The sequence below is a fragment of the Xanthobacter sp. DMC12 genome (genome assembly GCF_056314105.1).
In genome coordinates, this window is the sequence record NZ_JBQUYZ010000001.1 from 109274 (window position 1) to 134592 (window position 25319).

Consider the following 25319-nt stretch of genomic DNA (forward strand, 5'->3'; position numbering starts at 1 on the left):
AGCCGTCCGCCCGCAATATCTTCAGCTTACCGGCATACGTGACTAGCTTACCTATCTCTGCCCGCTTGTACAGGAACGGTACGAGAATGAGGTTAATCTGCGTCAAATTCCGGGCTGGCGGTGCTGTCCGGTCACGCATCGTCGCTGCATGGTCCCGACTGGAATGTGCTGCGATTGCTGCGTTGCAGAGATGGGTAGCGGGCTGATCCCGTCCGCTGCCGCATACTGACGCACGGCAAAGCTCAAGCATCAGGACGGCGTGGGAAGGGTGCACCGGCTGCGCGGGAGAGCGCGCAGCCGGTGGGAAACACGGTGAGGAAACCGTCAGTAGAGGCCGCCGGTCCCGCTCCGGGCCACTGGGGTGACGGGCTCGGGATTGGACCCGTCCGTGCCGGCATAGCCTGCCACCGAATAGCCATCCGGCGGGGCGGTGCCCGGCTTGAAGGCTTCCAGGATGGCGTTGCTGTCGCCTGCGCTGGTGCGCTGGCCGCTCTTGCGGTCGATGCGCACCAGCTTGATGCCGGCGGGAACGCGGAACGGAATGGCGGGTCGGTCGGCGATGGCCACCTTCATGAAGTCGCGCGCGATGGGCGCGGAGAGGAGGCCGCCGGTGGAGCCCTTGCCCATGGGCTTGGGCTTGTCGTAGCCAAGATAGATGCCGACGACGATTTCCGGCGTGAAGCCGATGAACCAGGCATCCTTCTCGTCGTTGGTCGTTCCCGTCTTGCCGGCGATGGGCTTGCCCAGCTCCTTGAGAGCGGTACCCGTGCCGCGCTGCACGACGCCCTCCATCATGGAGGTGATCTGGTATGCGGTCATGGGATCGAGCACCACCGGCCGCCGGTCGATCAGCGACGGCTCGGGCTGGTTCTCCCACTTGGTCGCTTCGCAGCCGCGGCACTCGCGCTCGTCGTGGCGATAGATCGTGTGGCCGTAGCGGTCCTGAATGCGGTCGATCAGTGAGGGCGTCACCTTGCGGCCGCCGTTGGCAATCATGGCGTAGGCGCCGGTCATGCGCATCAGCGTGGTTTCGCCGGAGCCCAGCGCCATGGCGAGGTAGGGCGGCATGTCGTCATAGATGCCGAAACGCTTGGCGTATTCCGCGATGATGGGCATGCCCACGTCGTTCGCGAGGCGCACGGTCATCACGTTGCGCGACTGCTCCAGGCCGAAGCGCAGCGTCTGCGGGCCGTAATACTTCTTGGAATAGTTCTCCGGCCGCCAGGTGTCCTGGCCCTGCTGCTCAAGCTCGAACGGCGCGTCGATGACGATGGTCGACGGCGTATAGCCATTGTCCAGGGCGGATGAATAGACGATGGGCTTGAACGAGGAGCCCGGCTGCCGCATGGCCTGGGTGGCGCGGTTGAACTGGCTCTCGTCGTAGGAGAACCCGCCGGAGAGCGCGAGCACGCGGCCGGTGGTGGGCTCCATCACCACCATGGCGCCCTCGACGCCGGGCGGCTGGCGCAGGCGCCACTGGCCACCGGCGCCGCCGAGCGGCTCCACGTAGATCACGTCACCGGGCTTCAGCACCTGGTTGATGGCCTTGCGCGTCCACTTGGCACCCTCGGCCGGAATGAGACCCACCTCGCGCTCGATGGAGCGCTGGCCGGACTTGGTGCGCGGCGGCTGCAGGCCGATGCGCGCGTTGTCCTTGCTGACGTCGAGCACGATGGCGAGGCGCCAGGGAATGTCGGTCCATTCCTTCACCTCGCCCACCTTCACGCCCCAGTCGTCGCCGGGCAGGAGATCGATATGGGTGACGGGCTTGCGCCAGCCGCGCTCCTCGTCGTAGCGCACGAGGCCATCGGTGAGGGTCTTCTTGGCCAGCACCTGGAGCTTGGGATCGAGCGGCGTGCGCACCGAGAGGCCGCCTTCGTAGAGCTTGCGCTCGCCGTAGCGCTCGTAGATCTGCCGGCGGACCTCTTCCGCGTAATATTCGGCGGCAAAGATCTGCGCGCCCGTGGCACGGGGTGTCACCTCCAACGGCGCCTTCTTGGCCGCCTCGCCCTCCTGCGGGGAGACGAAGCCGTTCTCCACCATGCGGTCGATGACCCAGTTGCGGCGGTCGGTGGCGCGGTTGCGCTCGCGGAAGGGGTTGTAGTTGGACGGCGCCTTGGGCAGGGCGGCGAGATAGGCCACCTCCTGCACGTTCAGCTCGTCCACCGACTTGTCGAAATAGACGAGCGCCGCCGCGGCAATGCCGTAGGCGCCCATGCCGAGATAGATCTCGTTGAGATACAGCTCGAGGATGCGGTCCTTGGAATAGGCGCGCTCGATGCGCAGGGCGAGCAGGGCTTCCTTGATCTTGCGGTCAAGGCTGCGCTCGTTGGTGAGCAGGAAGTTCTTCGCCACCTGCTGGGTGATGGTCGAGGCGCCCTGGGCGCGAACGTTCTTGCCGTAGTTCTGCGCGAGGTTGAGCGCGGCACGGAAGATGCCTGTGGGATCGATGCCGCCGTGCTCGTAGAAATTCTTGTCCTCGGCCGAGAGGAACGCCTCGATGACGAGGCGCGGCACGGACTGGATGGGGATGTAGAGGCGCCGCTGTTTGGCATACTCGGCCACCAGCGCGCCGTCCGCCGCATGGACGCGGGTCATCACCGGCGGCTCGTAGTTCTGCAACTGGGAGTAGTCAGGCAGGTCCTGGGAATATTTCCAGACCAGATAGGTCGCGCCGGCCGCACCCGCCAGCAGCACCAGCGTCGCGAGCGCGAACAGGAAACCCAGGAACCTCAAAATCACCCGCATCTCGCAGCTTCCTCCCGCCGCAACCCGAGGGAACGCCCAAAGCCAGGCGCTCGACTGCCTCAGCCCAGGCCACGGCTGCCCTCGATCGTCGCGGCCTTCGCCGGACCGCACCGTTTCAGGGCCCACCTGCGCAAGCCTGCCCGGACGAAACCTGCCGGAGCGCGACCTTGCGGCGTGCGACCCGCCATAACCCGACTTGGCGCCAATGCGAAGCGGCTACATTGGGCAAACCGACGCCCCAAGGCAACCGCCACAGCCTTCCCGTGCCCGCTGTCCTGCGCCTGCCTTGACGCCGCGCCAAGGTGAAGGACCCGGAGAAGGCCTCCCCATGCGCACCGTCAGGGACTCGCACGGGCATCGCTATGGGGGCGAAACGTGGCCTCTTCGCGACGAACGGGAGGGTTTCGTCCGCAGCGCCTGACCTGAGCCGGGACCCGGACATGAAAAGGGCCTCCCCGGGGGGAGGCCCTTTCGGATTCAGGACAGTGGAGTGCCGGATGGCCTCATTCGCCGAACAGCTTGCGCTGCCACCAGCCCGAGCGGGGCTTGGCGGGAGGCGCACTCGGCTCGACCGGGGCGGCCGGGACCTCGGGCGCGGGTGCAAGCTGCGCGGGTGCTTCCGGCGCAGCGGCTTCGGGCGCCGCAGCAGCCGGCGCGGGCTCGGCCACCGGTTCGGCCGGCGCTTCCGCGGCCGCGGGGGCTGCCGGAGGAATTGTGCCGCCATCCGACAGGATGACCGGTGCCTTTTCGCGAACGGTCGAGCGGCGCCGGCGGCGCGCAGCCTCCGGGGTCTCCGCTTCGGCGACGGGTTCGGGAGCCGGCACCGGGGCGGGGGCTGCTGCAGGCTCGGCTTTGGTCTCGGCCGGCTCTTCCACAACGAACGACCCTGCGACGGGGGCGGCGGTCTCGTCCGATTCCGCGGCCGAGGGCTGTTCCTCGTCGGCTTCCTCGTTGCCATCGCTCTCGCCATCGGCGCTCAGCGGGGCCTCGTCGTCACGCTCGCGGCGGTTGCGACGGCCACCGCGGCGGCCGCGGCGGCGACGGCGGCGATCGCCGTTCTCGTCGTCGGACCGCTCGCCATCGGCGCGCTCGTCCTCGCCGCGCTCCTCGTCGTCGCGGTCGTCATCCTCGCGGGAGCTTTCGTCGCGCGCGCCCTCCTGGGCTTCTGCGGCGTCGGCGGAGGTGTCATCCTCCTCCTCGCCATCGCTGCCCTCAGCGCCCTCGCGACCCTCCTCGCGCTCACCCCGCCGCCGGCGGCGGCGGCGACGGCGCTTGCGGCCGGCGTCGTCGGAGCGCTCGCCATTGCCCTCGGCAGCCTCTGCGTCGGCCTCGGTCTCGGCTTCCTCGACGATTTCCTCTTCATCCTCCTCGACGAAATCCTCGTCGGGCAGGATGGAGTCGGGCTGCACCACCGTGCTCGGCCGCGGCGCGGCCGGTGCGGGAGCGGCGATATCGCCCTTCTCGATGATGAAGGGCTGGTGGCCGGTGACGCTCTCGTCCGCCGCGATGGCGAGGGTGACGCTGAAGCGCTCCTCCAGCTCGCGCAGGTGGGCGCGCTTCTGGTTCAGAACATAGAGCGCCACCTCGGTGCGGGTGCGGGCGATGAGATTGTGCGTCTGAGAGCGCAGCAGCTGCTCCTCCAGCGCGCGCAGCAGCTGGAGCGAGACGGAGGCCGCCGAGCGCACATGCCCGGTGCCGCCGCAGTGGGGGCACACCTCGATGGAGCTTTCCAGCACGCCGGTGCGGATGCGCTGGCGCGACATTTCCAGCAGGCCGAAATGCGAGATGCGGCCGATCTGGATGCGGGCGCGGTCGTTCTTGAGGCAATCCTTGAGCTTGCGCTCCACCGCCCGGTTGTTGCGCTTCTCCTCCATGTCGATGAAATCGATCACGATGAGGCCGGCAAGGTCGCGCAGGCGCAGCTGGCGGGCGATTTCCTCGGAAGCTTCGAGGTTCGTCTTGAGGGCGGTGTCCTCGATATGGTGCTCGCGGGTCGCCCGGCCGGAGTTCACGTCGATGGAGACGAGCGCCTCGGTGGGGTTGATGACCACGTAGCCGCCGCTCTTGAGCTGCACCACGGGGGAGAACATGGCATCGAGCTGCTGCTCCACGCCGTAGCGGGCGAAGATGGGTTGCGGCTCGCGATAGGGCAGGACCGACTTCGCGTGGCTCGGCATGAGCATCCGCATGAAGTCGCGGGCCTCGCGGAAACCCTCCTCGCCGGCGACGTGGATGTCGTCGATGTCCTTGTTGTAGAGGTCGCGGATGGCGCGCTTGATAAGCGAGCCTTCCTCGTAGACGAGGCTCGGCGCGGTGGACGACAGCGTCATCTCCCGCACGGTCTCCCACAGCCGCAGGAGATATTCGAAGTCGCGCTTGATCTCGGTCTTGGTGCGGTTGGCGCCGGCCGTGCGCAGGATGATGCCCATCCCTTCCGGCACCTCCAGATCCTGCACCACTTCCTTGAGACGCTTGCGGTCGACCGCGTTGGTGATCTTGCGGGAGATGCCGCCGCCACGGGCGGTGTTCGGCATCAGAACGGAATAGCGGCCGGCGAGGGAGAGGTAGGTGGTGAGGGCGGCGCCCTTGTTGCCGCGCTCTTCCTTGACCACCTGCACCAGCATCACCTGACGGCGGCGGATGACTTCCTGGATCTTGTAGCTGCGGGCGCGGCGCTGCGGGGCGCGCTCCGGAACCTCCTCGAGGGCGTCGTCATCGGCGCCGAGGTGCTCGATTTCCTCTTCCTCGTCGATCTGGTCGACATCGCTGTCGTCCTCGTCGTCGTCCTCGTCCTTGTCGCGCTTGCGGTCGTTCCGGCGCCCGCGATGACGGCGGGAGCGGTGCCCGTCCTCGTAGCGCGTCTCGCGCGCAGACTCTTCCTCCGGAGCCTTGTCCTCGGAGGTTTCCTCAGAGGTCTCCTCGGAGTCCTCGTCGCTCTCTTCCTCGTCGTGCTCGTCCTCGCCGTGCTCTTCGGCGTCGTCCTCTTCGTCCGCCTCGTCATCGCCGGCAGCCTGCGCGTGCTCGTCGTCGCGCACGACGGCGCCACCTTCGAGGATCGGCGCAGGATCGTTCTCGCCCTCGGCCGCCTCGCGGCGGCGCAGGGCGTCCTCGTCGTCCGCTGCCTGCTCCTGGGGGGCGGGCAGGGGAGTGCCGAGGGGCGCATCGATGGCGGCCTCGACCACGGCGGCAGCCGCTTCCGCCGCCTCTGCCGGCGCGACCAGCGCGCTCATGGGCTCGGCGTGATGGTCGGCCGGGGTGTGCGAACCTTCGGAGGAGGCTTCGGCGACGAATTCCGGCGCGGAGCCAGCAGTGGCCTCGACGTCATCGGCGGCGGGCGCATTGCCCGAGTCCGCATTGCTCAGTTCCGCATCGCCCAAGCCCGCATCGCCGAAGTCGGGCGAAACGGCTTCCACCGGCTCGGCGGCGGCGCTGATGCTCTGGTCCGGCTGGGACCGCTTGGCGCGGCTGCGCTCGCGGCGGCGCTCCTTGAGGTCGGCCTCATCCTCGGCGAGGCGCGCGGCGCGCTCCTCTTCCTCGATCAGGGCCAGACGGTCGGCGACCGGGATCTGGTAATAATCGGGGTGGATCTCGCTGAAGGCGAGGAAGCCGTGGCGGTTACCGCCGTACTCGATGAAGGCCGCCTGCAGCGACGGCTCAACGCGCGTCACCTTGGCGAGATAGATGTTGCCCCGCAACTGTTTGCGGGATGCGGACTCATAGTCGAATTCTTCGACCCGGTTCCCGCGCACGACCACGACCCGGGTCTCCTCCGGGTGGGTCGCATCGATGAGCATCTTGTTGGCCATGGAAATCTCTCTTCACGGCGCCGGGAGCAATGCTCCGCGACGGCCGCGGCTCGACCCCTTCGGGCGCTGCCGCGACGCCGTTCTGGCGCCGGATGTGATGACGTGAGGAAGAAGGGGAGGCGCAGGTACGCCCAAGCGCGTCGCTCGCACGCTCGGGGGCGGGGCACACGGAAGCGCGCTCAGCGCGCATGTCGTGCGGAAAAAATTCCATGCCCTCGGCTACCCGCTCCTCGATGAAGGGTTCAGGCCGGGGCGGAGGCGGGCGCCTCGTTCCGGCCACGGTACACACTCGCCCGATTCCCCAGATCGTCCCCTCGCGGACCATCGGCGAAGCTGGTTTCGAGGCATGCCGCCCGCGCCGCTGGGGCGCTTGCTGAAAGGGTCCTCGGTGACGGGGGTTCGTCCCTGAGGGTGCCGCCATCGGCAATTGGGGATGCCTTGATTCCGGGCTGTCGCATGCGCGGCGACCCGCCTGAATTCCCGACACGCCCAGCGGCAGCCGCGGCAACCGGGGCCGAAGAGCCTGTTCCGGAACGCGAACTGTGTACGGTCCCCTTCTTACCCGCCCGACTTCCCGCTTGGCAAGGATCATGCGTCCCGAACCTCGCGCCGGACGGCTATAACGCTCCGTCAACGGCTCGTTTACACCCGCCGCCTTATGCCTGCCCCTCTCCTGTGGCCCGCTCTGGAAGCACGCCGAAGCGGACCAGCATGAGGGTGAGATTTCGATGATGCGACGCCGGCCCGGCCCCGCCGCCTTGTCCGTTCTCGATACGTCCGGCCGCCTGCGGATGACGGCCCGAATTGCCGCTTTCCTGCTCTTGTTCGTTTTTTCGGCGTTTGGAACGGGGCCTGCTCGGGCACAGGGGGAAACGGGCGCACCGGCTGTGGCGCGGGAGGCGCGCCTTGCCGGGGACGCGAAGCGCACGCGCCTCGTCGTCGATCTCGACCGTGCCCCGTCTTTCCGCGCCTTTACGCTGGCCAGCCCGCCTCGGGTGATTCTCGATCTTTCCGACGTGACCTTTGCCCTGAAGCCGGAAGCGAGCCAGTTGCGCCGGGGACTGGTGACGGCCTACCGATTCGGCGTCTTTGCGCCGGGCAAGGCGCGCATGGTTCTGGAGGTGTCCGGCCCGGTCGCCATCGACAAGGCGTTCGTGCTGGACGCGGTGGACGACCAGCCCGCCCGTCTGGTGGTCGATCTGGTCAAGGCCGACCCGGACGCGTTCGCCCGCTCCATCGCCACCGAGGCCGAGCAGCGCACCGCGCTACCGGCGACGCCCGTCGAAACGCCGCAGGCCGGCGACACGCGGCCGGTCATCGTCATCGATCCCGGCCATGGCGGGATCGATTCCGGCACGTCGGGCTATTCGGCCTTCGTCGAGAAGACCATCGTGCTGGAAACCGCCCTCGCACTGCGCGACCGGCTGGAGAAAGCCGGCGGATATCGCGTGGTGCTGACCCGCTCCAACGATACCTTCATCCCTCTTGGCGAGCGGGTCCGTATCGCCCGCGCCAACCGAGCAGACCTGTTCATTTCCATCCATGCGGACGCGCTCGCCCGCGGCGACGGCAGAGCGCGCGGTGCCAGCGTCTACACTCTGTCGGAGACGGCCAGCGATGCGGAGTCGGCCCATCTCGCCGACAAGGAGAACAAGGCGGACCTCATCGCCGGCGTCGATCTCTCCGACGAGACCGACGAGGTTGCCGGCATCCTTGTAGATCTCGCCTGGCGGGAGACGCGCAATTTCTCCGCCCTGTTTGCCCGCACCCTGGTCGGCAGCATGAAGGGCGCGACGCGGCTCCACGGAACGCCGCTCAAATCCGCCGGTTTCCGCGTGCTGCGTGCCCATGACGTGCCGTCGGTGCTGGTGGAACTCGGCTACATGTCGAGCCCCGACGATCTGAAACAGCTCACCTCCGAAGCCGGCCGCGACCGCATGGCCGGAGCCATCGCCACCGGTGTCACGCAGTTCTTCACGCAGAAGGGAAGCGGGGGGCATGAGGTGGCGGGGGAGGGCGCATCCACTCCGGCCCGCTAGACGGGCGCCAGATTCCTGCACACGTCAGGCGCGCAAGTGTGACTCATGTCGACATGAGCCTTGCCCCGCGCTTTGGACCGAGTACCATGGGCAGAGCGGCATCCGGCTGCGGATCAAAACGATTTAGCCGGCCGGAACACGCCGCATCGCACCAAGCGGACAAAGACGCCGCATTCCGTGTGGGAGGAATTTGATGATCGACCGTCGCCGTGGCCTTGCGGCCGCGCTAGCCCTGCCTCTTGCCCTTGCGGCTGCCATCACCTTCGGCGGGCCAGCCAGCGCCCAGACCAAGCTCAAGTGGGCGCATGTCTACGAGCCGTCCGAGCCTTTCCACACAGCCTCTGTGTGGGCGGCCGGCGAAATCGCCAAGCGCACCAACGGGCGTTACCAGATCGATGTCTATCCCTCCTCGCAGCTCGGCAAGGAGAGCGATATCAACCAGGGCCTGACGCTCGGTACCGTGGACATGATCATCTCCGGCTCGAGCTTTGCCGGAAAGGCCTATCCGCCCATCGGCGTGACCTACTATCCCTATACCTTCCGCGACGCAGACCACCTGCTCGCTTATGCCAAGAGCGACGTCTTCAAGGACCTCGCCAAGGGCTATGAGGACAAGACCGGCAACCACATCGTCGCCGTGACCTATTACGGCGTGCGCCAGTCCACCTCCAACAAGCCGTTCAAGACCTGCGCGGAGATGAAGGGCCTCAAGATCCGCGTGCCGGATGCGCCCGCCTATCTCGCCATGCCGAAGGCCTGCGGCGCCAACATCACCCCCATCGCCTTTGCCGAGGTCTATCTCGCGCTCCAGAACGGCACGGTGGACGCCCAGGAGAACCCGCTCACCACCATCGAGGCGAAGAAATTCTATGAGGTGCAGAAGAACATCGTGCTGACGGGCCACATCGTGGACCATCTCAACACCATCATCTCCGGCAGCCTGTGGAAGAAGCTCTCACCCGAGGACCAGAAGATCTTCACCGAGGTCACCCAGGAGGCGGCCGCCAAGGCCACGGCCGAGGTGGCGCAGCGGGAGAAGGAACTGCTCGACATCTTCAAGCAGAAGGGCCTCACCGTGGTCGAGGTGGACACGGCCGACTTCCGCGACACGGTGATGAAGAACATCACTTTCGAGAGCTTCGGCTATCGCAAGGCCGACTGGGACCGGATCCAGGCCATCAAGAGCAACATGTAAGGCGGGGCGGGGGCGCTCTCGCGTCACCATCCCCTTCCAGGTTCGTCATGCCCCGGCTTGTCCGGGGCATCCACGCCGCCGCTCGGTCGGTTCTCGGGCCTGAGGCTCAGCTTTCGCCGAGACGTGGATCCCCCGGACAAGCCGGGGGATGACGACCGGAAGACCGTGTCTCTTCCGATCCATTCGTGCATCCTCCCCAGCCCGGACCCCTTCATGGCCCAAGAAGTCCACACCCGCGTCACCGGCGAGGAACTCGCCCATACGTTCGAGCAGCAGGAGGAGGTGGACCTCTCCGGCTACGCCTTCGAGGACTGGATTACCCTGGCGATCTTCTGGATCATGGCGGGGCTGGTTTTCACCCAGTTCTTCACCCGCTACGTGCTGAACGACAGCTTCTCCTGGACCGAGGAACTCGCCACCTATTGCCTCGTGGCGGTGGTGTTCATCGGCGCGGCGATGTGCGTGCGGCTCTCCCGGCACATCCAGGTGGACCTCATCTACCGCTTCCTGCCGGCACCGGCCGGGCACGTGCTCTCGCTGTTCGTGGACCTCGTGCGCACCGGCTTCATCGCCTACGGCGTGTGGCTGCTCGTACGCTACATCGCCCTCGTCGGTGATGAGCCCATGGTGATGGTCGATGCGCCGAAGAGCGTCGTCTACTACGCGGTCCTGTTCGGCTTCGTGATGATGCTGATCCGCTCGGTCCAGGTCGCCATCGGCAACATCCGCCGCGGCTACAGCGTGCTCGAACGCCCCGAGGCGTTCGAGGGCACTTTCGATCACAAGGGGGACTGAGCCATGTGGCTGCTCATCGGCGGGTTCCTCTTCCTCATGCTTTGCGGCGTGCCGGTAGCCATCGCCATGGCCGGGGCATCGCTGGTCTACATTCTCGTCACCGGCTCGGTGCCCGACGTGGTCATCGCCCAGCGCATGATCGCCGGCGTGGAGAGCTTTCCGCTGCTCGCGGTGCCGTTCTTCATCCTGGCCGGCAACCTCATGAACATCGCCGGCGTCACCGGGCGCATCTATGCCTTCGCGGTGGCGCTGGTGGGCTGGATGCGCGGCGGTTTGGGGCAGGTGAACATCATCGGCTCGGTGATCTTCTCCGGCATGTCCGGCACCGCCATCGCTGATGCGGCCGGGCTCGGCACCATCGAGATCAAGGCCATGAAGGACCATGGCTATTCCACCGAATTCTCGGTGGGCGTCACCGCTGCCTCGGCGACGCTCGGGCCGATCATCCCGCCGAGCCTGCCCTTCGTCATCTACGGGATGCTGGCCAACGTCTCCATCGGCGCGCTCTTCCTGGGCGGGGTGGTGCCCGGCGCGGTGATGACGCTGCTGATGATGGCGACGGTCGCCTATTTCGCCCGCCGCAACGGCTGGGGCTCGGATGCCGCCTTCAACTGGGGGCGGCTGCTCTCGGCCGGCGTCGAGGTGGTGATCGTGCTGGCCTTCCCGGCAGCGGTCTATGTGATGATGGCGGTTGGGCTTTCCACCAACCAGGCCGTGCTCATCGCCCTCGCGGTGCTCGTGGCGCTCGACTGGTATTTCGATTTTTCCGCCGTTATGGCGCTGATGACGCCGGTGATCCTGATCGGCGGCATGACGCTCGGCTGGTTCACGCCGACCGAGGCGGCGGTGGCGGCAGTGATCTGGTCCCTGTTCCTCGGCCTCGTGCGCTACCGCTCCATGACGCTGAAGACGCTGGCGAAAGCGACCTTCGACACCATCGAGACGACGGCCTCGGTGCTGTTCATCGTCACCGCGGCGTCCATCTTCGCGTGGCTGCTCACCGCGAGCCAGGCGGCGCAGATGCTGTCGGACGCCATCCTCGGCTTCACCCAGAACAAATGGGTGTTCCTGGCGCTGGCGAACCTGCTCATCCTGTTCGTGGGCTGCTTCATCGACACCATCGCGGCGATCACGATCCTGGTGCCGATCCTTTTGCCCATCGTGCTCAAGCTCGGCATCGACCCGATCCACTTCGGGCTCATCATGACGCTGAACCTGATGATCGGGCTTTTGCACCCGCCGCTCGGCATGGTGCTGTTCGTGCTGGCGCGGGTGGCGAAGCTCTCGGTGGAGCGCACCACCATCGCCATCCTGCCGTGGCTGGTGCCGCTGATGATCGCTCTGCTGGCGATCACCTACATCCCCGGCCTCACCCTCTGGCTGCCCCACGCCATGGGGCTGGGACGCTGAGGCAGGGGACGCTCAGGAGGATCAGGCGCCCGTCCGTCCCTCGGGGGCGGACGGGGTAATCACGCGGCGGCCTTCCTCGGCCTTGTAATAGTATTGGCTTGCCACCAGCCAGCCCTTCAACGGCCGCAGCGGCGGGATGCAGGTGAGCAGCAGCAGGGGCAGCGTGGTCACGAGGTGAACCCAGTAGGGCGCCTGGAAGGCCACCTCCAGCCAGATGGCGAACAACACCGCCGGCACGCAGGCGAAGCACATGACGAAGAAGGCCGGGCCGTCCGCCGGATCGGCGAAGGAATAGTCCAGCCCGCAGACTTCGCAGGACGGGGCAATCGTCAGGAAGCCGTTGAAGAGGTGGCCCTCGCCGCAGCGGGGGCAGCGGCCCCTCACGCCCGTCGAAAGGGGCGAGAGACGCGGCCAATGTTCTTCGTTCATGATGTCTCCCGGGCCGGGTCGGGCAGGTGCCTGCCGGCGTCACGCGGGTCGGGCGATTGTTCGCCGGCGCAGTGTGCTCCGTTGAGGTAAGTCTCGGCGGCGCCACTCGCAAGTGAGAGCGAGTCGCAGCGGCACCAGGCCGCATCCATCCTGACGCAGGGGGTGACAGGCGTGCGGCCGACAGCTATTCGGCTTCAAGGAGGCGCAACCCAGGGGAACGGGGCGGGCATGGATATCGTATTCGTCGGTGCCGGGCTCGCCAATTGCCTGATCGCCGCCCGCATCGCCGAGCGGCGCAGCCGGGTTCGTGTGCTGCTGCTGGAGGCCGGCGAAAGCGTGGGCGGCAACCACAGCTGGTCCTATCATTCCAGCGATTTCGGCCGCATGCAGCACGCCTTCCTCAGCCCCTTCCGCGCCCATGTGTGGATGGGGCACGACGTGCACTTCCCGGCCTATTCCCGCATTCTCAAGGGCCATTACGGCACCATCACCTCCGAGCGGCTGTCGCAGGTGATGCACGAACGCCTCAACCCCTCCATCCGCCTCAACGCCAAGGTGGCCCATGTGGCGGCCGATCATGTGGTCCTGGCCGGTGGCGAGCGCATCGACGCGGGCGCGGTCATCGACGGCCGGGGCCCGGTCTCGTCGCGCCATCTCGACCTCGGCTTCCAGAAGTTCCTCGGCCAGGAGGTGCAGCTCACCCGTCCGCACGGCCTGCACAGGCCTTTCATCATGGACGCGCGGGTCGAGCAGATCGACGGCTATCGCTTCGTCTATGTGCTGCCGCTGGACCCGCAGACGCTGTTGATCGAGGACACCTATTATTCCAGCGGTGCCGAGCTGCCCATCGACAGCCTGCGCCGTCGCATCGCCGCCTATGCCGCCGCGCAGGGCTGGGAGATCGACCATGTGGTGCGGGAGGAGGAGGGCATCCTGCCCATCGCGCTGGGCGGCGACATCAGCGCGTTCCTGGCCGAGGCGCCTCAGGGTGTCGCCCGGGTCGGCCTGCGCGCCGCGCTGTTCCACCCCACCACCGGCTATTCCCTGCCGGACGCGCTGGAGCTTGCCGACCTCGTGAGCGAACTTCCGGATCTGTCAGGCCCCGCGATCTCCGCGTTCGTGCGCCAGCACGCCGCCCAGCGCTGGGAAAGCCGCGGTTTCTTCCGTTTGCTCAACCGCATGCTGTTCCGCGCCGCCGCGCCGGATCGCCGCTACGCCATCCTCGAGCGCTTTTACCGCTTGCCCGAGGATCTGATCCAGCGCTTCTACGGGGATCGCCTCACCTTCAAGGACAAGGCACGCATCCTTACGGGCCGTCCGCCCGTATCGGTGCTGAAGGCACTTTCCTGCCTGCCCGAGACAAAATCCGCTATCGGTCCCAGATAATGCTCGACGTCACCAAGTCCCCCCGCCGCGCCGCCGTCATCGGGTCCGGCTTCGGCGGGCTCGCCCTCGCCATCCGCCTGCAGGCGGCGGGCATCGCCACGACAATCTTCGAGCAGCGGGACAAGCCCGGCGGCCGGGCCTATGTCTATGAGGACAAGGGCTTCACCTTCGACGGCGGGCCGACGGTCATCACCGACCCCTCCTGCCTCGAAGAGGTTTATGAGGCGGCCGGCCGGCGGCTTTCCGACTATGTGGACCTGATCTCGGTCTCCCCCTTCTACCGGCTGCTGTGGTCGGACGGGCGCCAGTTCGACTATGTGAACGAGCAGACCGCCCTCGACGCCCAGATCGCCGCCTTCAACCCGGCGGACGTGGAGGGCTACCGGCGCTTCTTCGCGTATTCCAAGGCGGTGTTCGAGGAGGGCTACCTCAAGCTCGGCGCCGTGCCCTTCCTGAATTTCTCGGACATGATGAAGGCCGGGCCGCAGCTGGCGAAGCTCCAGGCGTGGCGTTCGGTCTATTCCATGGTGTCGAGCTTCATCCAGGACGAGCACCTGCGCGAGGCCTTCTCCTTCCACTCGCTGCTGGTGGGGGGAAATCCCTTCTCCACCTCCTCCATCTACGCCCTCATCCATGCGCTGGAGCGCAAATGGGGCGTCTTCTTCCCGCGCGGCGGCACCGGCGCGCTGGTGCGCGGCATGGTCAAGCTGTTCACCGACCTCGGCGGCACCATCCACCTCTCCGCCAAGGTCGATGAGATCGTGGTGGAGGGCGACCGGGCCACGGGCGTTCGCGTGGGCGGCGAGAAGCTCCCGTTCGATCTCGTCGCCTCCAACGCCGACGTGGTGCACACCTACGCCCACCTCATGCGCAACAGCGCGCGCGGAAAGGCGGAGGGCGCGAAGCTTGCGAAGAAGCGGCATTCCATGTCGCTGTTCGTCATCTATTTCGGCGCCAACCGGACGTGGGATCATCTCCAGCACCACACCGTGCTGTTCGGCCCGCGCTATCGGGGCCTTGTGAACGAGATCTTCAAGGGCCCGCACCTGCCGGACGATTTCTCGCTCTATCTCCACGCCCCCACCGTCACGGACAAATCGCTGGCGCCGGAGGGCTCCACGGCCTTCTACGTGCTCTCCCCCGTGCCGCATCTCGGCAAGGCGGAGATCGACTGGGAGGTGGAGGGGCCGAAATATCGCGACCGCATCCTCGGCCATCTGGAGCAGCGTCTGCTGCCGGGGCTGAAGGACAGCCTCGTGACCACGCGCATCCTCACCCCCTTCGGCTTTAGGGACGAGCTTTCCGCCCATCTCGGCTCGGCCTTCTCGGTGGAGCCGATCCTCACCCAGTCGGCTTGGTTCCGCCCGCACAACCGGGACGACAAGATCGCCAACCTCTATTTCGCCGGCGCCGGCACCCATCCGGGCGCGGGCGTGCCCGGGGTGGTGGGATCGGCCAAGGCGACGGCCGGTCTCATCCTCGAAGACCTCGGCATCGCCGCCCGGTCCACCGCATGAGCGGGACGGACGCCGCTCCGGATGTTGTGGGCGCGAGCGAGGAGGCCATCGCCAAGGGCTCCAAGAGCTTCGCCGCCGCCGCCCGCCTGTTCGCGCCCCGCATGCGCGAGGACGCGGTGATGCTCTATGCCTGGTGCCGTCACTGCGACGATGTGGTGGATGGGCAGGAACTGGGCCACGGCCGCATCGCGAGCGCGCAGACGCCGGCGGAGCGGCTGGAGGCCCTGTTCGAGGAGACGCGCCGGGCCTATCGGGGCGTGCCGTCCTCCCACCCCGCCTTCGCCGCCTTCGCCGAAGTGGTCCGGCGCAACGATATTCCAGAGCGTCACCCCCTCGATCTGCTCGAAGGCTTCCGCATGGATGTGGAAGGCCGCCGCTACGACACCCTCGATGATACGCTCACCTACTGCTACCACGTGGCCGGCGTGGTGGGGGTGATGATGGCGCTGATCATGGGCGCGCGGGACGAGGTGGTGCTGGACCGGGCGAGCGATCTCGGCCTCGGCTTTCAGCTCACCAACATATCCCGCGACGTGATCGAGGATGCCGGCATCGGCCGCATCTATGTGCCCGGCACCTTCCTCGATATGGAAGGGGTTCCCGAGGCGGAGATCGTCGCGTCGGAGCACCGGGCCGCCGTCGCCGCCGCCGTCGCGCGCCTCCTGGACGTGGCGGAGCCCTATTACGAGCAGGCGGTGATCGGCATGGGCGCCCTGCCGTTCCGCGCCGCCGCCGCCGTGGGCGCGGCGCGCTGCGTCTATCGCGCCATTGGAACAGAGGTGCGCCGGCGCGGGGCGCAAGCGTGGGATGCGCGCGTCTCCACCACCAAGGCGCAGAAGATCGGCTACCTGATGCAGGGCATCGGCCTTGCCCTCTCCACCCGCCGCAGCGGGCCTCAGCCGCCGCGCCCGAAGCATTTGTGGACGCGGCCGCGATGACCCATTTCGCCGTCGTCGCCCCGCCGCTGCCGGGGCACTACAACCCCTTGCTGGTGCTCGCCCGCGAACTGGGTGCGCGCGGCCATCGCGTCACCTTCGTCCACATGGCGGATGCGGCTCGGCTGGTGAGCGGGAAGGGCGCGGGCTTCGCGGCGGTCGGCGCGCGGGATTATCCCGCCGGCGCCCTCGACGCCTATGTGAACCGTCTCGCCAAGCCCACGGGACTGTTTGGCCTGCTCGGCACGCTGAAGGCCACCGCCGCGCAGACGGACATGCTGTGTCGCGACCTGCCCGGCGTGCTGCGCGACATCGGCGCGGAGGCGGTGATCGCAGACCAGACGGAGGCCGCCGGCACGCTGGTGGCGCGCCATCTCGGCCTGCCGGTGATCTCGACCGCGACGGCGCTCCTCTTGAACCGCGAGGTCGGCGTGCCGCCGCCGTTCGTACCTTGGCCCTATGAGGAAGGTGAAAAGGCGCTGGTCCGCAACAAGGGTGGCTACCGCGTCACTGATTTCCTCATGTCGTCCATGCGCAAGGTGCTGACGCGGCACGGCGCAGCCTTCGGGCTCGACCCGTTCGCCGACGGGGGCTTTTCGCCACTACTGACGGTAGCGCAGATGCCGAAGGGGCTGGATTTCCCCCGCACCGAGCTGCCCGCCACCTTCCATTACGGTTCCCCCTGGCGCGATGCCACCGCAATCCCGGCCGCCACGGCGCCGCTGCCGGAAGTGGGGGACAAGCCACTCGTCTTCTGTTCGCTCGGCACAATACAGGGCGCGCGGGCCGATCTGTTCCGCAAGGTCGCGCTGGCGGCCCGGGAAGTGGGCGTGCGCCTCCTCATCGCCCATGGCGGGCTTCTCTCTCCGGGCGAGGCCGGGCGGCTGAGCGACGTCGCCGAAGTGCGCGCGTTCGTGCCTCAGCAGGAGGTTCTGAAGCGCTGCGCGGCGGCCGTGCTCCACTGCGGCATGAACACGGTTCTCGACGCCATGGCGGAGGGTGTGCCGCTCGTCGCCATGCCCATCGCCTTCGAGCAGCCGGCCACCGCCGCGCGCCTCGCCTATGCGGGCGTTGCCGAGGTGGTGCCCGCCGGCCGCGCCAGCCAGAAGCGCCTCACCACGGCGCTGCGGGCCGTGCTGGAACAGCCGCGCTATCGGGAGAATGCGCGCCGCATCGCGGCCGAGATGGCGCAGGGGCGCGGCGTGACCGATGCCGCCGATCTCATCGAGGCGGCGGTGGTCAGGCCCGCGCTTGTGACCGTCTGAGTCGATAGAGCACCTGCCGCCGCAACGGATGGTCCGGCGGCGTAGAGGGCAGGTCGAAATCCCCTCCCTCGTCGCGCACCATGCCGAGCCGTGCCATCACCGCCCGCGAGCGAAGGTTCGCCGGCACGGTGATGGCCACGATCTCCTCCAGCCCCAGCCGCTCAAACCCGAAGTCCAGCGCCGCCCGCGCCGCCTCGGTGGCGTAGCCGCGGCCCCAGAAGGCAGGATCGAACCGCCAGCCGATCTCCACGGCCGGCGTGAAGTGCTCGGTGTAGGGCACATGCACCAGCCCGCAATAGCCGGCGAAGTCGCTAACGCCGGGCGCCTCCACCACCCACAGGCCGAAACCGTGGCGGGCGAAATGCGCTTCGGCGCGATCCGCCACCGCATCGCTCGCGGCGCGGTCGGGCACCGGCATCAGAAATTCCATGGTGCGCGGGTCGGACTGCATGCGCCACAGGCCTTCGCGATCCAATGGCTGCCAGGGACGCAGCGTGAGGCGTGCGGTGGTGAGCGTCGGGGCGGTCATGGCGGCTGTCTCATGGCCGGCGCCTCATGCGCCCTCGATCAGGCCGCGCAGGCGGTCGGCGGCCGCGGTGGAGGGGAGGGGACGGCCTGCCAACGTCGCGACGGTGCGGATGCCGAGCGCGGAGGTGAGCAGGATTTCCTCGGCCGATGCGAGATCGTCCGCCGTCAGCCGCCGTTCCTTCGCCCCGGCGGCGATCACGTTCGCCCGCATCACGCCGGGGAGCACGCCTTCGGACAAGGGTGGCGTTACCAGCGCGCCGTCGATGACGGCGAACAGGTTGGCGATGGATGTCTCCGCCACCCCGTCGCGCGTGTTGAGCAGGATGGCGTCATCCGCCCCCCGCCGCGCCGCTTCCTGCCGAGCGAGGATGCCGTCGAGATAGTTGAGCGACTTCACCTGCGCCAGCGGCGAGCGATCGTTGCGGCGGGTGCCCTGCGCGATGACGAGGCGCGCGGGCGGCAGAGGCGGTGCGAGCGGCGCGGCGGTGATGACGAGGGTCGGCTTCGGCTCGGCCGGTGGCAGCACGCCACGCGGGCCGGTGCCGCGGGTGAGGGTGAGGCGGAGCACGCCCTCCGACAGGCCGTTGGCTTCGGCGGTCTGCGCCAGCGCTTCGGAAAGATTGAGAGAGGGCAGGGGCATCCCCAGCACCTTGGCCCCGGCCGCGAGACGGGCGAGATGCGCTTCGACACGGAGCACGCGGCCGCCTTTCACCCGCAGCGTCTCGAACAGCCCATCCCCCAGAGTGAAGCCGCGATCGAACGGCGAGACGGCCGCCTCCGCCTCCTCCATCAGCGCGGTGCCGAGGAACAGTTTCATGCGCCCTCTCCCGAGAGCGCGCGCAGCATGGGCGAGAGCTTCACCAGGCTCTCCTCATATTCGTCCGCCGGATCGGAATCGGCGACGATCCCGCCGCCCGCCTGGGTCAGCAGCGTGTCGCCGGAGCGGGTGATGGTGCGGATGACGATGGAGGAATCCATCGCCCCGTCGAAGCCGATCCACGCCACCGAGCCGCAATAGACCCCGCGCGGGGAGGGCTCCAGCTCGTGGATGATCTCCATGGCGCGGATCTTCGGTGCGCCGGTGATGGAGCCGCCGGGAAAGCAGGCCTTCAGGAGGTCCACCGGGCCGAGGCCGGGCTTCAGCCGGCTGTCGATGACCGAGACGAGGTGATGGACGCTCGCGAAGGTCTCCAGCCCGCACAGCACCGGCACCTTCACGCTGCCCACCTGCGAGACCCGCGAGAGATCGTTGCGCATCAGGTCCACGATCATCAGGTTTTCCGCCCGGTCCTTCACCGAAGCGAGGAGGGCGTTGGCCAGCGCCTTGTCCTCGGCGGGATCGGCGCTGCGGCGGCGGGTGCCCTTGATGGGGCGCGTCTCCACCCGCCCGTCGGAGGTGAGCGAGAGGAAGCGCTCTGGCGAGGCGGAGAGCACCGCGAGATTCTTGCCGGCACGCAGGAAGGCGGCGAAGGGAGAGGGGCTGAGCGCGCGCAGGCGGGTGTAGAGGGCAAGGTCCGTGAGACCTTCCGGCATCTTTGCCCGCATCTGGTGGGTGAGATTGGCCTGGAAGATGTCGCCGGCACGGATGTATTCGATCACCCGCGCGACTTCCGCTTCCACGTCCGCCCGCGGCTGGTCGGGCGCGAACGTGCCGGTGTGGCTGAAATCGGGAGCGGGCGCCGCAGCGGGCGCGGTGGCGAGCCGGTCGAAAAGCTCCTGCGCGCGGTGCTGGGCGCGGGCCTCGGCCGCATCTCCGGATTCTGGCCGGCCGTTCGAGACGATGAAGGCACGCTTTTCCAGCCCGTCGAAGGCGAGGATGGCGTCGTAGAGGCCCATCGCCATTTCCGGCACCGCCGGTTCGGCGGGGCGGGGCGGCGGCAGGCGCTCCAGATGCCGGCCCAGCTCATAGCCGAGATAGCCCATGGCGCCGCCGAGGAACGGCACGGGGGCGGAGGAGGGGCCGAGGCAGGGCGGCAGGTCGCCGGGATTGAGCGCGCGCGCCAAAACGTCGAACGGCGTTCCGGGCACGAGGGCGCCGTTCAGCCGGACGCCGTCCGCGCCGGAGGTGATGAAGGCATAGGGATCCGCGCCGATATAGGACCAGCGCGCCCGCACGTCGCCCTCCGCCGCGCTGTCGAGAAAGGCGCAGTGGGGAGCGTCGGCGAAGGCCTGGAACGCGGCGAACGGGTCGCGGTACGGGATTTCAACGATAAGCACAGGGGGCGACCGATTCAGAACGCTTCGGTCCCACCATGGCGCCATGGCGCCGCCGGGGCAATCCGGACGGGGAAGACGACGCAGGCTCAGCGGCGACAGACGGCCTGGTGATCCTCGCGCCAATTCCCCCGGCAGGCCGGGGGAAGGCGATCATTTCGGCTTACGTGGAGAGCTTCACGCAGCCCGTGCAAACGGCGGCTCGCCGTCCTGCTGCTCGGCCTGGGTGGCGTTCAGCAGCTTGGACTGGACGATCTCGCCCACGGCGACCAGTTCGGTGCTCCAGGCAAGGGCAGATTGCTGCAGGAAAGCCGCCTCGCGGGTGACGAAGGCCGACGGGTTCTGCTCGCGCGAAAGCTGGTTGAGAAGATCCATCTGCTCCTGCATCTGCCGGCCGACAAACTGCTGCAGATGCGTGCTGACCGCGATCGGGCAGTCGAAGAACAGGTTCTTCCACGCGGTAACCGGCCATGCCATGGGCGGCGTGGCGGGCGACAGCGCGCGGGCGAGACCCTGGAACATCACCGAGTCGTTCATGTCCATTTCTCCCGTCTGACGATGACCCCCGGACCTAAGCAGCCCCCAGCGCCCATCAGAATTACCGTTTCACGGATGTGAGACTTCGGCGTTGCGGAAGGTCAAATGCCTTGCACGCCGGATCGGGGAAAATCACATTTCCACGCGTCGCCCTTCAGGGCGACATTATCATCGCACTCCGCCGCCCCGCTGCCTATGGCCGCGCCGGGAGGCGGAGGGTGAAAGAGGCTTCCGTCAACGCATCGTGATGTTTGCGCTCGGGACGGGGCCAAAGGCCGGAAGGCCGGGGAGACAAAAAGCATGACCCAGTTGCCGCACGGCTTCCGTCAGATCCGCATGGAGCTCGCCCGCGAAAAGGGACATCCCGACGGAGCCCGCAATTTCGGCTACAGCTTCGTGGCGCCCCTGGACGCCGCCGGCCGCATCGACGCGACGGAGTGGGCCAAGCATCGCGACAGCTGCCGGGTGGTTAAGTTCCGCCCGGACGAGGCGGACGAGGTGGGCCATCTGGTGCGCCGCCCCGGCGGCACCTGGGCGTTCCGCTATGACATTTCCGGCACGGACGATGACGAGGCCGGCTACCGCTTCGGCGACGAGCGGTTCGAGGTGGGGGAATATGTCTCGGTCCATGAGGACGACGAGATGCACACCTTCCGCGTGGTCTCGGTGATCTGATCGGGAAATGCGGTCCGCCCGCAGGGGCGGACCGCCGCCGCTCAGTAGCTCTTGTATTCGGCCGTGCCCTTGGAGAGGGCGAATTCCTCCTCCGGCGAAAGCACCAGCTTGTGCCGGCCCCAGAGGCCGAAATAGGCGATGCCCGCCGCGAACCAGATGGCCACGCCGATCACGCCGTTCCGGTAGATGGGATCGGAGAGCTGGAACCAGATGGTGACGATCGCGATCACGATGGTCGCCACCGCGCCGGGGATGCCGAACGGGCTCTTATAGGGCCGCTCGATGTGCGGCATGTTCTTGCGCATCAGGATGAAGGAGATGGCCTGCATCACGTAGGAGAGCATGGCGCCGAACACCGCCATGTTCAGCAGCGTGCCGCCGATGGCCGCCGCGCCCGCTTCCGCGCCCAGCGCGAACCAGATGCCGAGCATGATGACGAGGCCCACCAGCGCGCCCGCCACCATGGCCACATGCGGTGTCTTGCGTCCGCCATGGGTCACCGACAGGCCGCGCGGGAAGTAGCCGGCCCGCGACAGCGAATAGATCTGCCGGCCCTGGGCATAGATGATGGTGTGGAACGAGGCGATCAGCCCGATCACCGCCACCGCCGCGAGGAGCTTGGCGAGGCCGTCGCCATAGATGGCCTTGAAGCCGTCCAGCAGCGGCTCCAGCGAGGTGGAGAGGCCGAAGGAGCCGTTGGCCACCGACGAATTCAGCCACAGGATCATGAAGGCGGAGACGATGAGCGTCGCCATGCCGGCCATGATGCCCTTGGGCATGTCCGTCTTCGGGTCCACCGATTCCTCCGCCGCCAGCGGCAATTGCTCGATGGCGAGGAAAAGCCAGACGGCGAACGGCAGGGCCGCGAGCGCGCCGCCGATGCCGAAGGGCAGGAACGGTCCGCCGCCATTGGGCAGTTCCACCGCCGTGCCGTCCGGCCCGACGCCGATGTTCAGCGCCCAGCGGGAGAAGTTCGCCACCGGAAGCGCGCTGACCCAGAAGGCGACGAGGCAGGCGAGCGCCGCCAGCGTCACCACCAGCGTGACGCGGAAGGAGAGTTCCACACCGGCGATGTTGAGGCCCACGAAGATGATGTAGCCGAAGATCCAGTAGACCGGCTGGAACGCCGGTGGCGTGCCGAAGATGGAGCCCATGTAGGAGCCGATGAAGGACACCACCACCGCCGGGGTGATGACGTATTCCACGTTCTCGCAGAGGCCGGTGACGAAGCCGCCCCAAGGGCCCATGGTGGTGCGCGCGAAGGAATAGGCTGCGCCGGTGTGGGGCAGGGCCGGCGACATTTCGGCGATGGAGAAGGTGAGGCCGAGATACATGATGGCGATGATGACCGCCGCGATGAACATGCCGCCCCAGCCGCCTGAGGCAATGCCGAGGTTCCAGCCCGAGAAATGGCCGGAGATCACCGCCCCGACGCCCAGCGCCCAGAGCGACCAGACGCGCGCGTGCCGCTTCAGGGCCCGCTGCTCGAAATAGGAAACATCAACCGTGGTGTAGGTAACGCCGGATTTGCTGCCTTCGGCCATGCCCAGCCCTCCGATAGCACCAGAGTAAGGTCCGGCGCGCTTGCCCTACAGGCAACTTTGTTGCCATTCCCTAAGGGTGCCGACAAAAACCGTCAGCTTGCGCCGAGACGTAGAGGCGGCAGGCCGGTTTCGAGCAGCAGATCGCTTTCATCCTTCAATTCGACGCCCGTGAGCTGCCTCGCGAATGCCTCGCGAATGTGCCACGCGAGCTTGAAGGCGGCCAGATCGTAGGCAAGACCCTCAGGGCGCACGTTTGAGATGCAATTGCGCTCCGCGTCCGATCGGCCGGGCTTGGGATTGTAGGTGAGGTAGAGGCCAAGGCTGTCCGGAGAGGAGAGGCCGGGCCGCTCGCCCACCAGCAGCGCCACGGCGCGCGCCTTCAGCAGGTGGCCCACCTCGTCGCCGAGCGCGACCCGCGCCTGCGAGGCGATGACCACCGGTGCGGTGGTCCAGCCGGCGTCCGTGATGCGCGCCTTCAACGCCGCGAGGAAGGGGAGCGTGTGGGCGTGAACGGCGGCCGAGGAGAGGCCGTCGGCCACCACCAGCGCAAGGTCCACAGGCTCGCTCGCCGCCTGCGCGAGGCGGGCACGGCTGTCGTCGGAGAGGCGGCGGCCGAGGTCCGGCCGGCGGAGATAGACATCGCGCGCCGGCGCCGCGCTTTCCGCCCGCAGGGTGGAAAAGCCGAGGCCGCGCACCTCTTCTTCCACTCGATCCGCGTCGAAGGGCGTGTGAACTGCATCGCGCGCCTGCGCATGGGCGAGGGCGAAGCGCAGCACCTCCTCGGTGGGCAGGCTCGCGCCGGTGCGGCCCAGGGCGATGCGGGCCGGGGTGTGGCGGGCGAGCTTCGACCAGGGATCACGCGCGATCATGCCGCGCGCTCCGCCACATAGCCGAGGAGCGGATGGCGGGCGTCGGCGGGTAGCAGGCGCCCGTCCGTGCCGGTGATGTCCATCTTCTCCAGCCACGCCTCGAACTCCGGCGCGCGCTTCAGCCCCAGCACCTCGCGGATGTAGAGCGCATCGTGGAAGGACGTGGACTGGTAGTTCAGCATCACGTCGTCGGCGCCGGGAATGCCCATGATGTAGGTGACGCCCGCCGCCCCGAGCAAGGTCAGCAGCGTGTCCATGTCGTCCTGATCGGCCTCGGCATGGTTGGTGTAGCAGACGTCCACCCCAAGCGGCACGCCGAGCAGCTTGCCGCAGAAATGATCCTCCAGCCCGGCACGGATGATCTGCTTGCCGTCATAGAGATATTCCGGGCCGATGAAGCCCACCACCGTGTTCACCAGCAGCGGATCGAAGGCGCGGGCGACGCCATAGGCGCGCGCCTCCAGCGTCTGCTGGTCGACGCCATGGTGCGCGCCAGCGGAGAGGGCCGAACCCTGTCCGGTCTCGAAATACATGGCGTTTTGCCCCACCGTGCCGCGCTTGAGCGATCGGGCCGCATCGGTGCCCTCGGCGAGCAGTTTCAGGTCGATGCCGAAGGAGCGGTTCGCCCCCTCCGTGCCGGCGATGGACTGGAACACGAGGTCCACCGGCGCACCGCGATCCATCAGCGCGATGGCGGTGGTGATGTGGGTCAGCACGCAGCTCTGGGTGGGAATCTCGAAGCGCGAGATGATCTCGTCCATCAGCTTCAGCAGGCGGTCGATCACCGGCACGCTGTCGGAGGCGGGGTTGATGCCGATCACCGCATCGCCGCAGCCATAGAGCAGGCCGTCCAGAATGGCGGCGGAGACGCCGGCTGCGTCGTCGGTCGGATGGTTGGGCTGGAGCCGCACCGCCATGGTGCCGGGCAGGCCGATGGTATTGCGGAAGCGCGTCACCACCCGGCACTTGCGGGCGGCGAGGATGAGATCCTGGTTGCGCATGATCTTGGAGACCGCCGCCGCCATCTCCGGCATCAGGCCGGGGGCGAGGCCCGTCAGAACCTCGGGCGTCGCCGCGGGGGAGAGCAGGAAATCGCGGAAATCGCCCACCGTCATGGCCGAGACCGGTGCGAAGGCCGCGCCGTCGTGGCTGTCGAGGATGAGCCGCGTCACCTCGTCCCCCTCATAGGGAACCAGCGGCTCGGCGAGAAAGGTCTTCAAGGGCAGGTCGGCGAGGCACATGCGCGCCGCCACATTCTCCTCGGCCGTGGCGGCGGCGATGCCGGCGAGCATGTCGCCCGAGCGCGGCGGCGTCGCCTTGGCCATCAGGTCCTTGAGGTCGGAGAAGACGAAGGACTTCGCTCCGATGCGATGGACATGAGCCATGGCGCGCTCCGATCGGGCGGACGCGGCGCATCTGCCGCGACC

19 protein-coding genes are annotated in these 25319 nt (G+C 67.8%); 9 read left to right on the forward strand and 10 right to left on the reverse strand.

Annotation, left to right across the window (positions count from 1 at the left end; genetic code table 11):
- Positions 1–324 precede the first annotated feature (324 nt).
- Positions 325–2748 carry a penicillin-binding protein 1A gene (locus ACT535_RS00440; RefSeq protein WP_168456668.1) on the reverse strand — a complete coding sequence of 808 codons (2424 nt, stop codon included), beginning with the start codon at positions 2746–2748 and terminating at the stop codon, positions 325–327.
- A 503-nt stretch (positions 2749–3251) separates the two neighbouring features.
- Positions 3252–6554 (reverse strand): Rne/Rng family ribonuclease, encoded by a 3303-nt coding sequence (locus ACT535_RS00445; protein WP_476362972.1) that lies wholly within the window; start codon positions 6552–6554, stop codon positions 3252–3254.
- Positions 6555–7441: 887 nt separating this feature from the next.
- On the opposite strand from ACT535_RS00445, the gene ACT535_RS00450 reads away from it, so the two are divergent.
- The 4 genes from ACT535_RS00450 to ACT535_RS00465 all read left to right on the forward strand — a co-directional run bounded on the left by ACT535_RS00450 (position 7442) and on the right by ACT535_RS00465 (position 11993).
- Positions 7442–8593: an N-acetylmuramoyl-L-alanine amidase gene (locus tag ACT535_RS00450; protein ID WP_476362973.1), complete on the forward strand. Its 1152-nt coding sequence runs from the start codon at positions 7442–7444 to the stop codon at positions 8591–8593.
- Positions 8594–8786: 193 nt separating this feature from the next.
- Positions 8787–9788, forward strand: a complete 1002-nt coding sequence (locus tag ACT535_RS00455; protein ID WP_476362974.1) for a sialic acid TRAP transporter substrate-binding protein SiaP — start codon at positions 8787–8789, stop codon at positions 9786–9788.
- 213 nt (positions 9789–10001) lie between these two features.
- Positions 10002–10583, forward strand: coding sequence for a TRAP transporter small permease (locus ACT535_RS00460; RefSeq protein WP_476327006.1), 582 nt, complete (start codon positions 10002–10004; stop codon positions 10581–10583).
- A 3-nt stretch (positions 10584–10586) separates the two neighbouring features.
- Positions 10587–11993, forward strand: a complete 1407-nt coding sequence (locus ACT535_RS00465; RefSeq protein ID WP_476362975.1) for a TRAP transporter large permease — start codon at positions 10587–10589, stop codon at positions 11991–11993.
- A 21-nt stretch (positions 11994–12014) separates the two neighbouring features.
- Here the strand turns inward: ACT535_RS00465 and ACT535_RS00470 are convergent, their stop codons facing one another.
- Positions 12015–12422, reverse strand: coding sequence for a DUF983 domain-containing protein (locus ACT535_RS00470; RefSeq protein ID WP_168456673.1), 408 nt, complete (start codon positions 12420–12422; stop codon positions 12015–12017).
- A 228-nt stretch (positions 12423–12650) separates the two neighbouring features.
- Here ACT535_RS00470 and crtY point away from each other — a divergent pair, with 228 nt between their 5' ends.
- From crtY to ACT535_RS00490, 4 genes are read left to right on the forward strand one after another with little or no spacing between them, the layout of a single operon-like run.
- A complete protein-coding gene (gene crtY, locus ACT535_RS00475) occupies positions 12651–13808 on the forward strand; it encodes a lycopene beta-cyclase CrtY (protein WP_476362976.1) in 1158 nt (385 codons plus the stop codon).
- Positions 13808–15325 carry a phytoene desaturase gene (locus tag ACT535_RS00480; protein ID WP_476362977.1) on the forward strand — a complete coding sequence of 506 codons (1518 nt, stop codon included), beginning with the start codon at positions 13808–13810 and terminating at the stop codon, positions 15323–15325. Before crtY ends, ACT535_RS00480 begins: the two co-directional genes overlap by 1 nt.
- The gene (locus ACT535_RS00485) at positions 15322–16263 is read left to right on the forward strand and encodes a phytoene/squalene synthase family protein (RefSeq protein WP_476362978.1); all 942 of its coding nucleotides are present in this window, start codon (positions 15322–15324) and stop codon (positions 16261–16263) included. The genes ACT535_RS00480 and ACT535_RS00485 overlap by 4 nt, the downstream gene beginning before the upstream one ends.
- The gene (locus ACT535_RS00490; protein WP_476362979.1) at positions 16260–17525 is read left to right on the forward strand and encodes a glycosyltransferase; all 1266 of its coding nucleotides are present in this window, start codon (positions 16260–16262) and stop codon (positions 17523–17525) included. The genes ACT535_RS00485 and ACT535_RS00490 overlap by 4 nt, the downstream gene beginning before the upstream one ends.
- On the opposite strand, the gene ACT535_RS00495 is transcribed toward ACT535_RS00490, so the two are convergent.
- From ACT535_RS00495 to ACT535_RS00510, 4 genes are all read right to left on the reverse strand, one after another.
- Positions 17500–18054 (reverse strand): GNAT family N-acetyltransferase, encoded by a 555-nt coding sequence (locus tag ACT535_RS00495; protein ID WP_476362980.1) that lies wholly within the window; start codon positions 18052–18054, stop codon positions 17500–17502. The genes ACT535_RS00490 and ACT535_RS00495 overlap by 26 nt on opposite strands.
- Before the next feature lie 24 nt (positions 18055–18078).
- Positions 18079–18870, reverse strand: coding sequence for an aminotransferase class IV (locus ACT535_RS00500; protein ID WP_476362981.1), 792 nt, complete (start codon positions 18868–18870; stop codon positions 18079–18081).
- Positions 18867–20270, reverse strand: coding sequence for an aminodeoxychorismate synthase component I (gene pabB / locus ACT535_RS00505; protein WP_476362982.1), 1404 nt, complete (start codon positions 20268–20270; stop codon positions 18867–18869). The genes ACT535_RS00500 and pabB overlap by 4 nt, the downstream gene beginning before the upstream one ends.
- A 174-nt stretch (positions 20271–20444) precedes the next feature.
- Positions 20445–20804: a hypothetical protein gene (locus ACT535_RS00510; RefSeq protein ID WP_476362983.1), complete on the reverse strand. Its 360-nt coding sequence runs from the start codon at positions 20802–20804 to the stop codon at positions 20445–20447.
- A gap of 300 nt (positions 20805–21104) precedes the next feature.
- Here ACT535_RS00510 and ACT535_RS00515 point away from each other — a divergent pair, with 300 nt between their 5' ends.
- Positions 21105–21479: a hypothetical protein gene (locus tag ACT535_RS00515; protein WP_476362984.1), complete on the forward strand. Its 375-nt coding sequence runs from the start codon at positions 21105–21107 to the stop codon at positions 21477–21479.
- 41 nt (positions 21480–21520) lie between these two features.
- On the opposite strand, the gene ACT535_RS00520 is transcribed toward ACT535_RS00515, so the two are convergent.
- The 3 genes from ACT535_RS00520 to ACT535_RS00530 all read right to left on the reverse strand — a co-directional run bounded on the left by ACT535_RS00520 (position 21521) and on the right by ACT535_RS00530 (position 25277).
- Positions 21521–23023 (reverse strand): amino acid permease, encoded by a 1503-nt coding sequence (locus ACT535_RS00520; RefSeq protein ID WP_476362985.1) that lies wholly within the window; start codon positions 23021–23023, stop codon positions 21521–21523.
- A 92-nt stretch (positions 23024–23115) separates the two neighbouring features.
- On the reverse strand, positions 23116–23892 hold the full coding sequence (eutC, locus tag ACT535_RS00525) for an ethanolamine ammonia-lyase subunit EutC (protein WP_476362986.1): 777 nt from the start codon (positions 23890–23892) through the stop codon (positions 23116–23118).
- On the reverse strand, positions 23889–25277 hold the full coding sequence (locus tag ACT535_RS00530; RefSeq protein ID WP_476362987.1) for an ethanolamine ammonia-lyase subunit EutB: 1389 nt from the start codon (positions 25275–25277) through the stop codon (positions 23889–23891). The genes eutC and ACT535_RS00530 overlap by 4 nt, the downstream gene beginning before the upstream one ends.
- Between the last annotated feature and the right edge of the window lie 42 nt (positions 25278–25319).

Bases quoted from the DNA above. Each gene is read 5' to 3' on its own strand.
- ACT535_RS00480 (WP_476362977.1), top strand. From the start codon at position 13,808: ATGCTCGACGTCACCAAGTCCCCCCGCCGCGCCGCCGTCATCGGGTCC.
- ACT535_RS00490 (WP_476362979.1), top strand. From the start codon at position 16,260: ATGACCCATTTCGCCGTCGTCGCCCCGCCGCTGCCGGGGCACTACAAC.
- ACT535_RS00515 (WP_476362984.1), top strand. From the start codon at position 21,105: ATGACCCAGTTGCCGCACGGCTTCCGTCAGATCCGCATGGAGCTCGCC.
- ACT535_RS00520 (WP_476362985.1), bottom strand. From the start codon at position 23,023: ATGGCCGAAGGCAGCAAATCCGGCGTTACCTACACCACGGTTGATGTT.
- ACT535_RS00485 (WP_476362978.1), top strand. From the start codon at position 15,322: ATGAGCGGGACGGACGCCGCTCCGGATGTTGTGGGCGCGAGCGAGGAG.
- ACT535_RS00530 (WP_476362987.1), bottom strand. From the start codon at position 25,277: ATGGCTCATGTCCATCGCATCGGAGCGAAGTCCTTCGTCTTCTCCGAC.
- ACT535_RS00455 (WP_476362974.1), top strand. From the start codon at position 8,787: ATGATCGACCGTCGCCGTGGCCTTGCGGCCGCGCTAGCCCTGCCTCTT.
- ACT535_RS00510 (WP_476362983.1), bottom strand. From the start codon at position 20,804: ATGAACGACTCGGTGATGTTCCAGGGTCTCGCCCGCGCGCTGTCGCCC.
- eutC (WP_476362986.1), bottom strand. From the start codon at position 23,892: ATGATCGCGCGTGATCCCTGGTCGAAGCTCGCCCGCCACACCCCGGCC.
- crtY (WP_476362976.1), top strand. From the start codon at position 12,651: ATGGATATCGTATTCGTCGGTGCCGGGCTCGCCAATTGCCTGATCGCC.
- ACT535_RS00465 (WP_476362975.1), top strand. From the start codon at position 10,587: ATGTGGCTGCTCATCGGCGGGTTCCTCTTCCTCATGCTTTGCGGCGTG.
- ACT535_RS00460 (WP_476327006.1), top strand. From the start codon at position 10,002: ATGGCCCAAGAAGTCCACACCCGCGTCACCGGCGAGGAACTCGCCCAT.
- ACT535_RS00500 (WP_476362981.1), bottom strand. From the start codon at position 18,870: ATGAAACTGTTCCTCGGCACCGCGCTGATGGAGGAGGCGGAGGCGGCC.
- ACT535_RS00440 (WP_168456668.1), bottom strand. From the start codon at position 2,748: ATGCGGGTGATTTTGAGGTTCCTGGGTTTCCTGTTCGCGCTCGCGACG.
- ACT535_RS00495 (WP_476362980.1), bottom strand. From the start codon at position 18,054: ATGACCGCCCCGACGCTCACCACCGCACGCCTCACGCTGCGTCCCTGG.
- ACT535_RS00470 (WP_168456673.1), bottom strand. From the start codon at position 12,422: ATGAACGAAGAACATTGGCCGCGTCTCTCGCCCCTTTCGACGGGCGTG.
- ACT535_RS00445 (WP_476362972.1), bottom strand. From the start codon at position 6,554: ATGGCCAACAAGATGCTCATCGATGCGACCCACCCGGAGGAGACCCGG.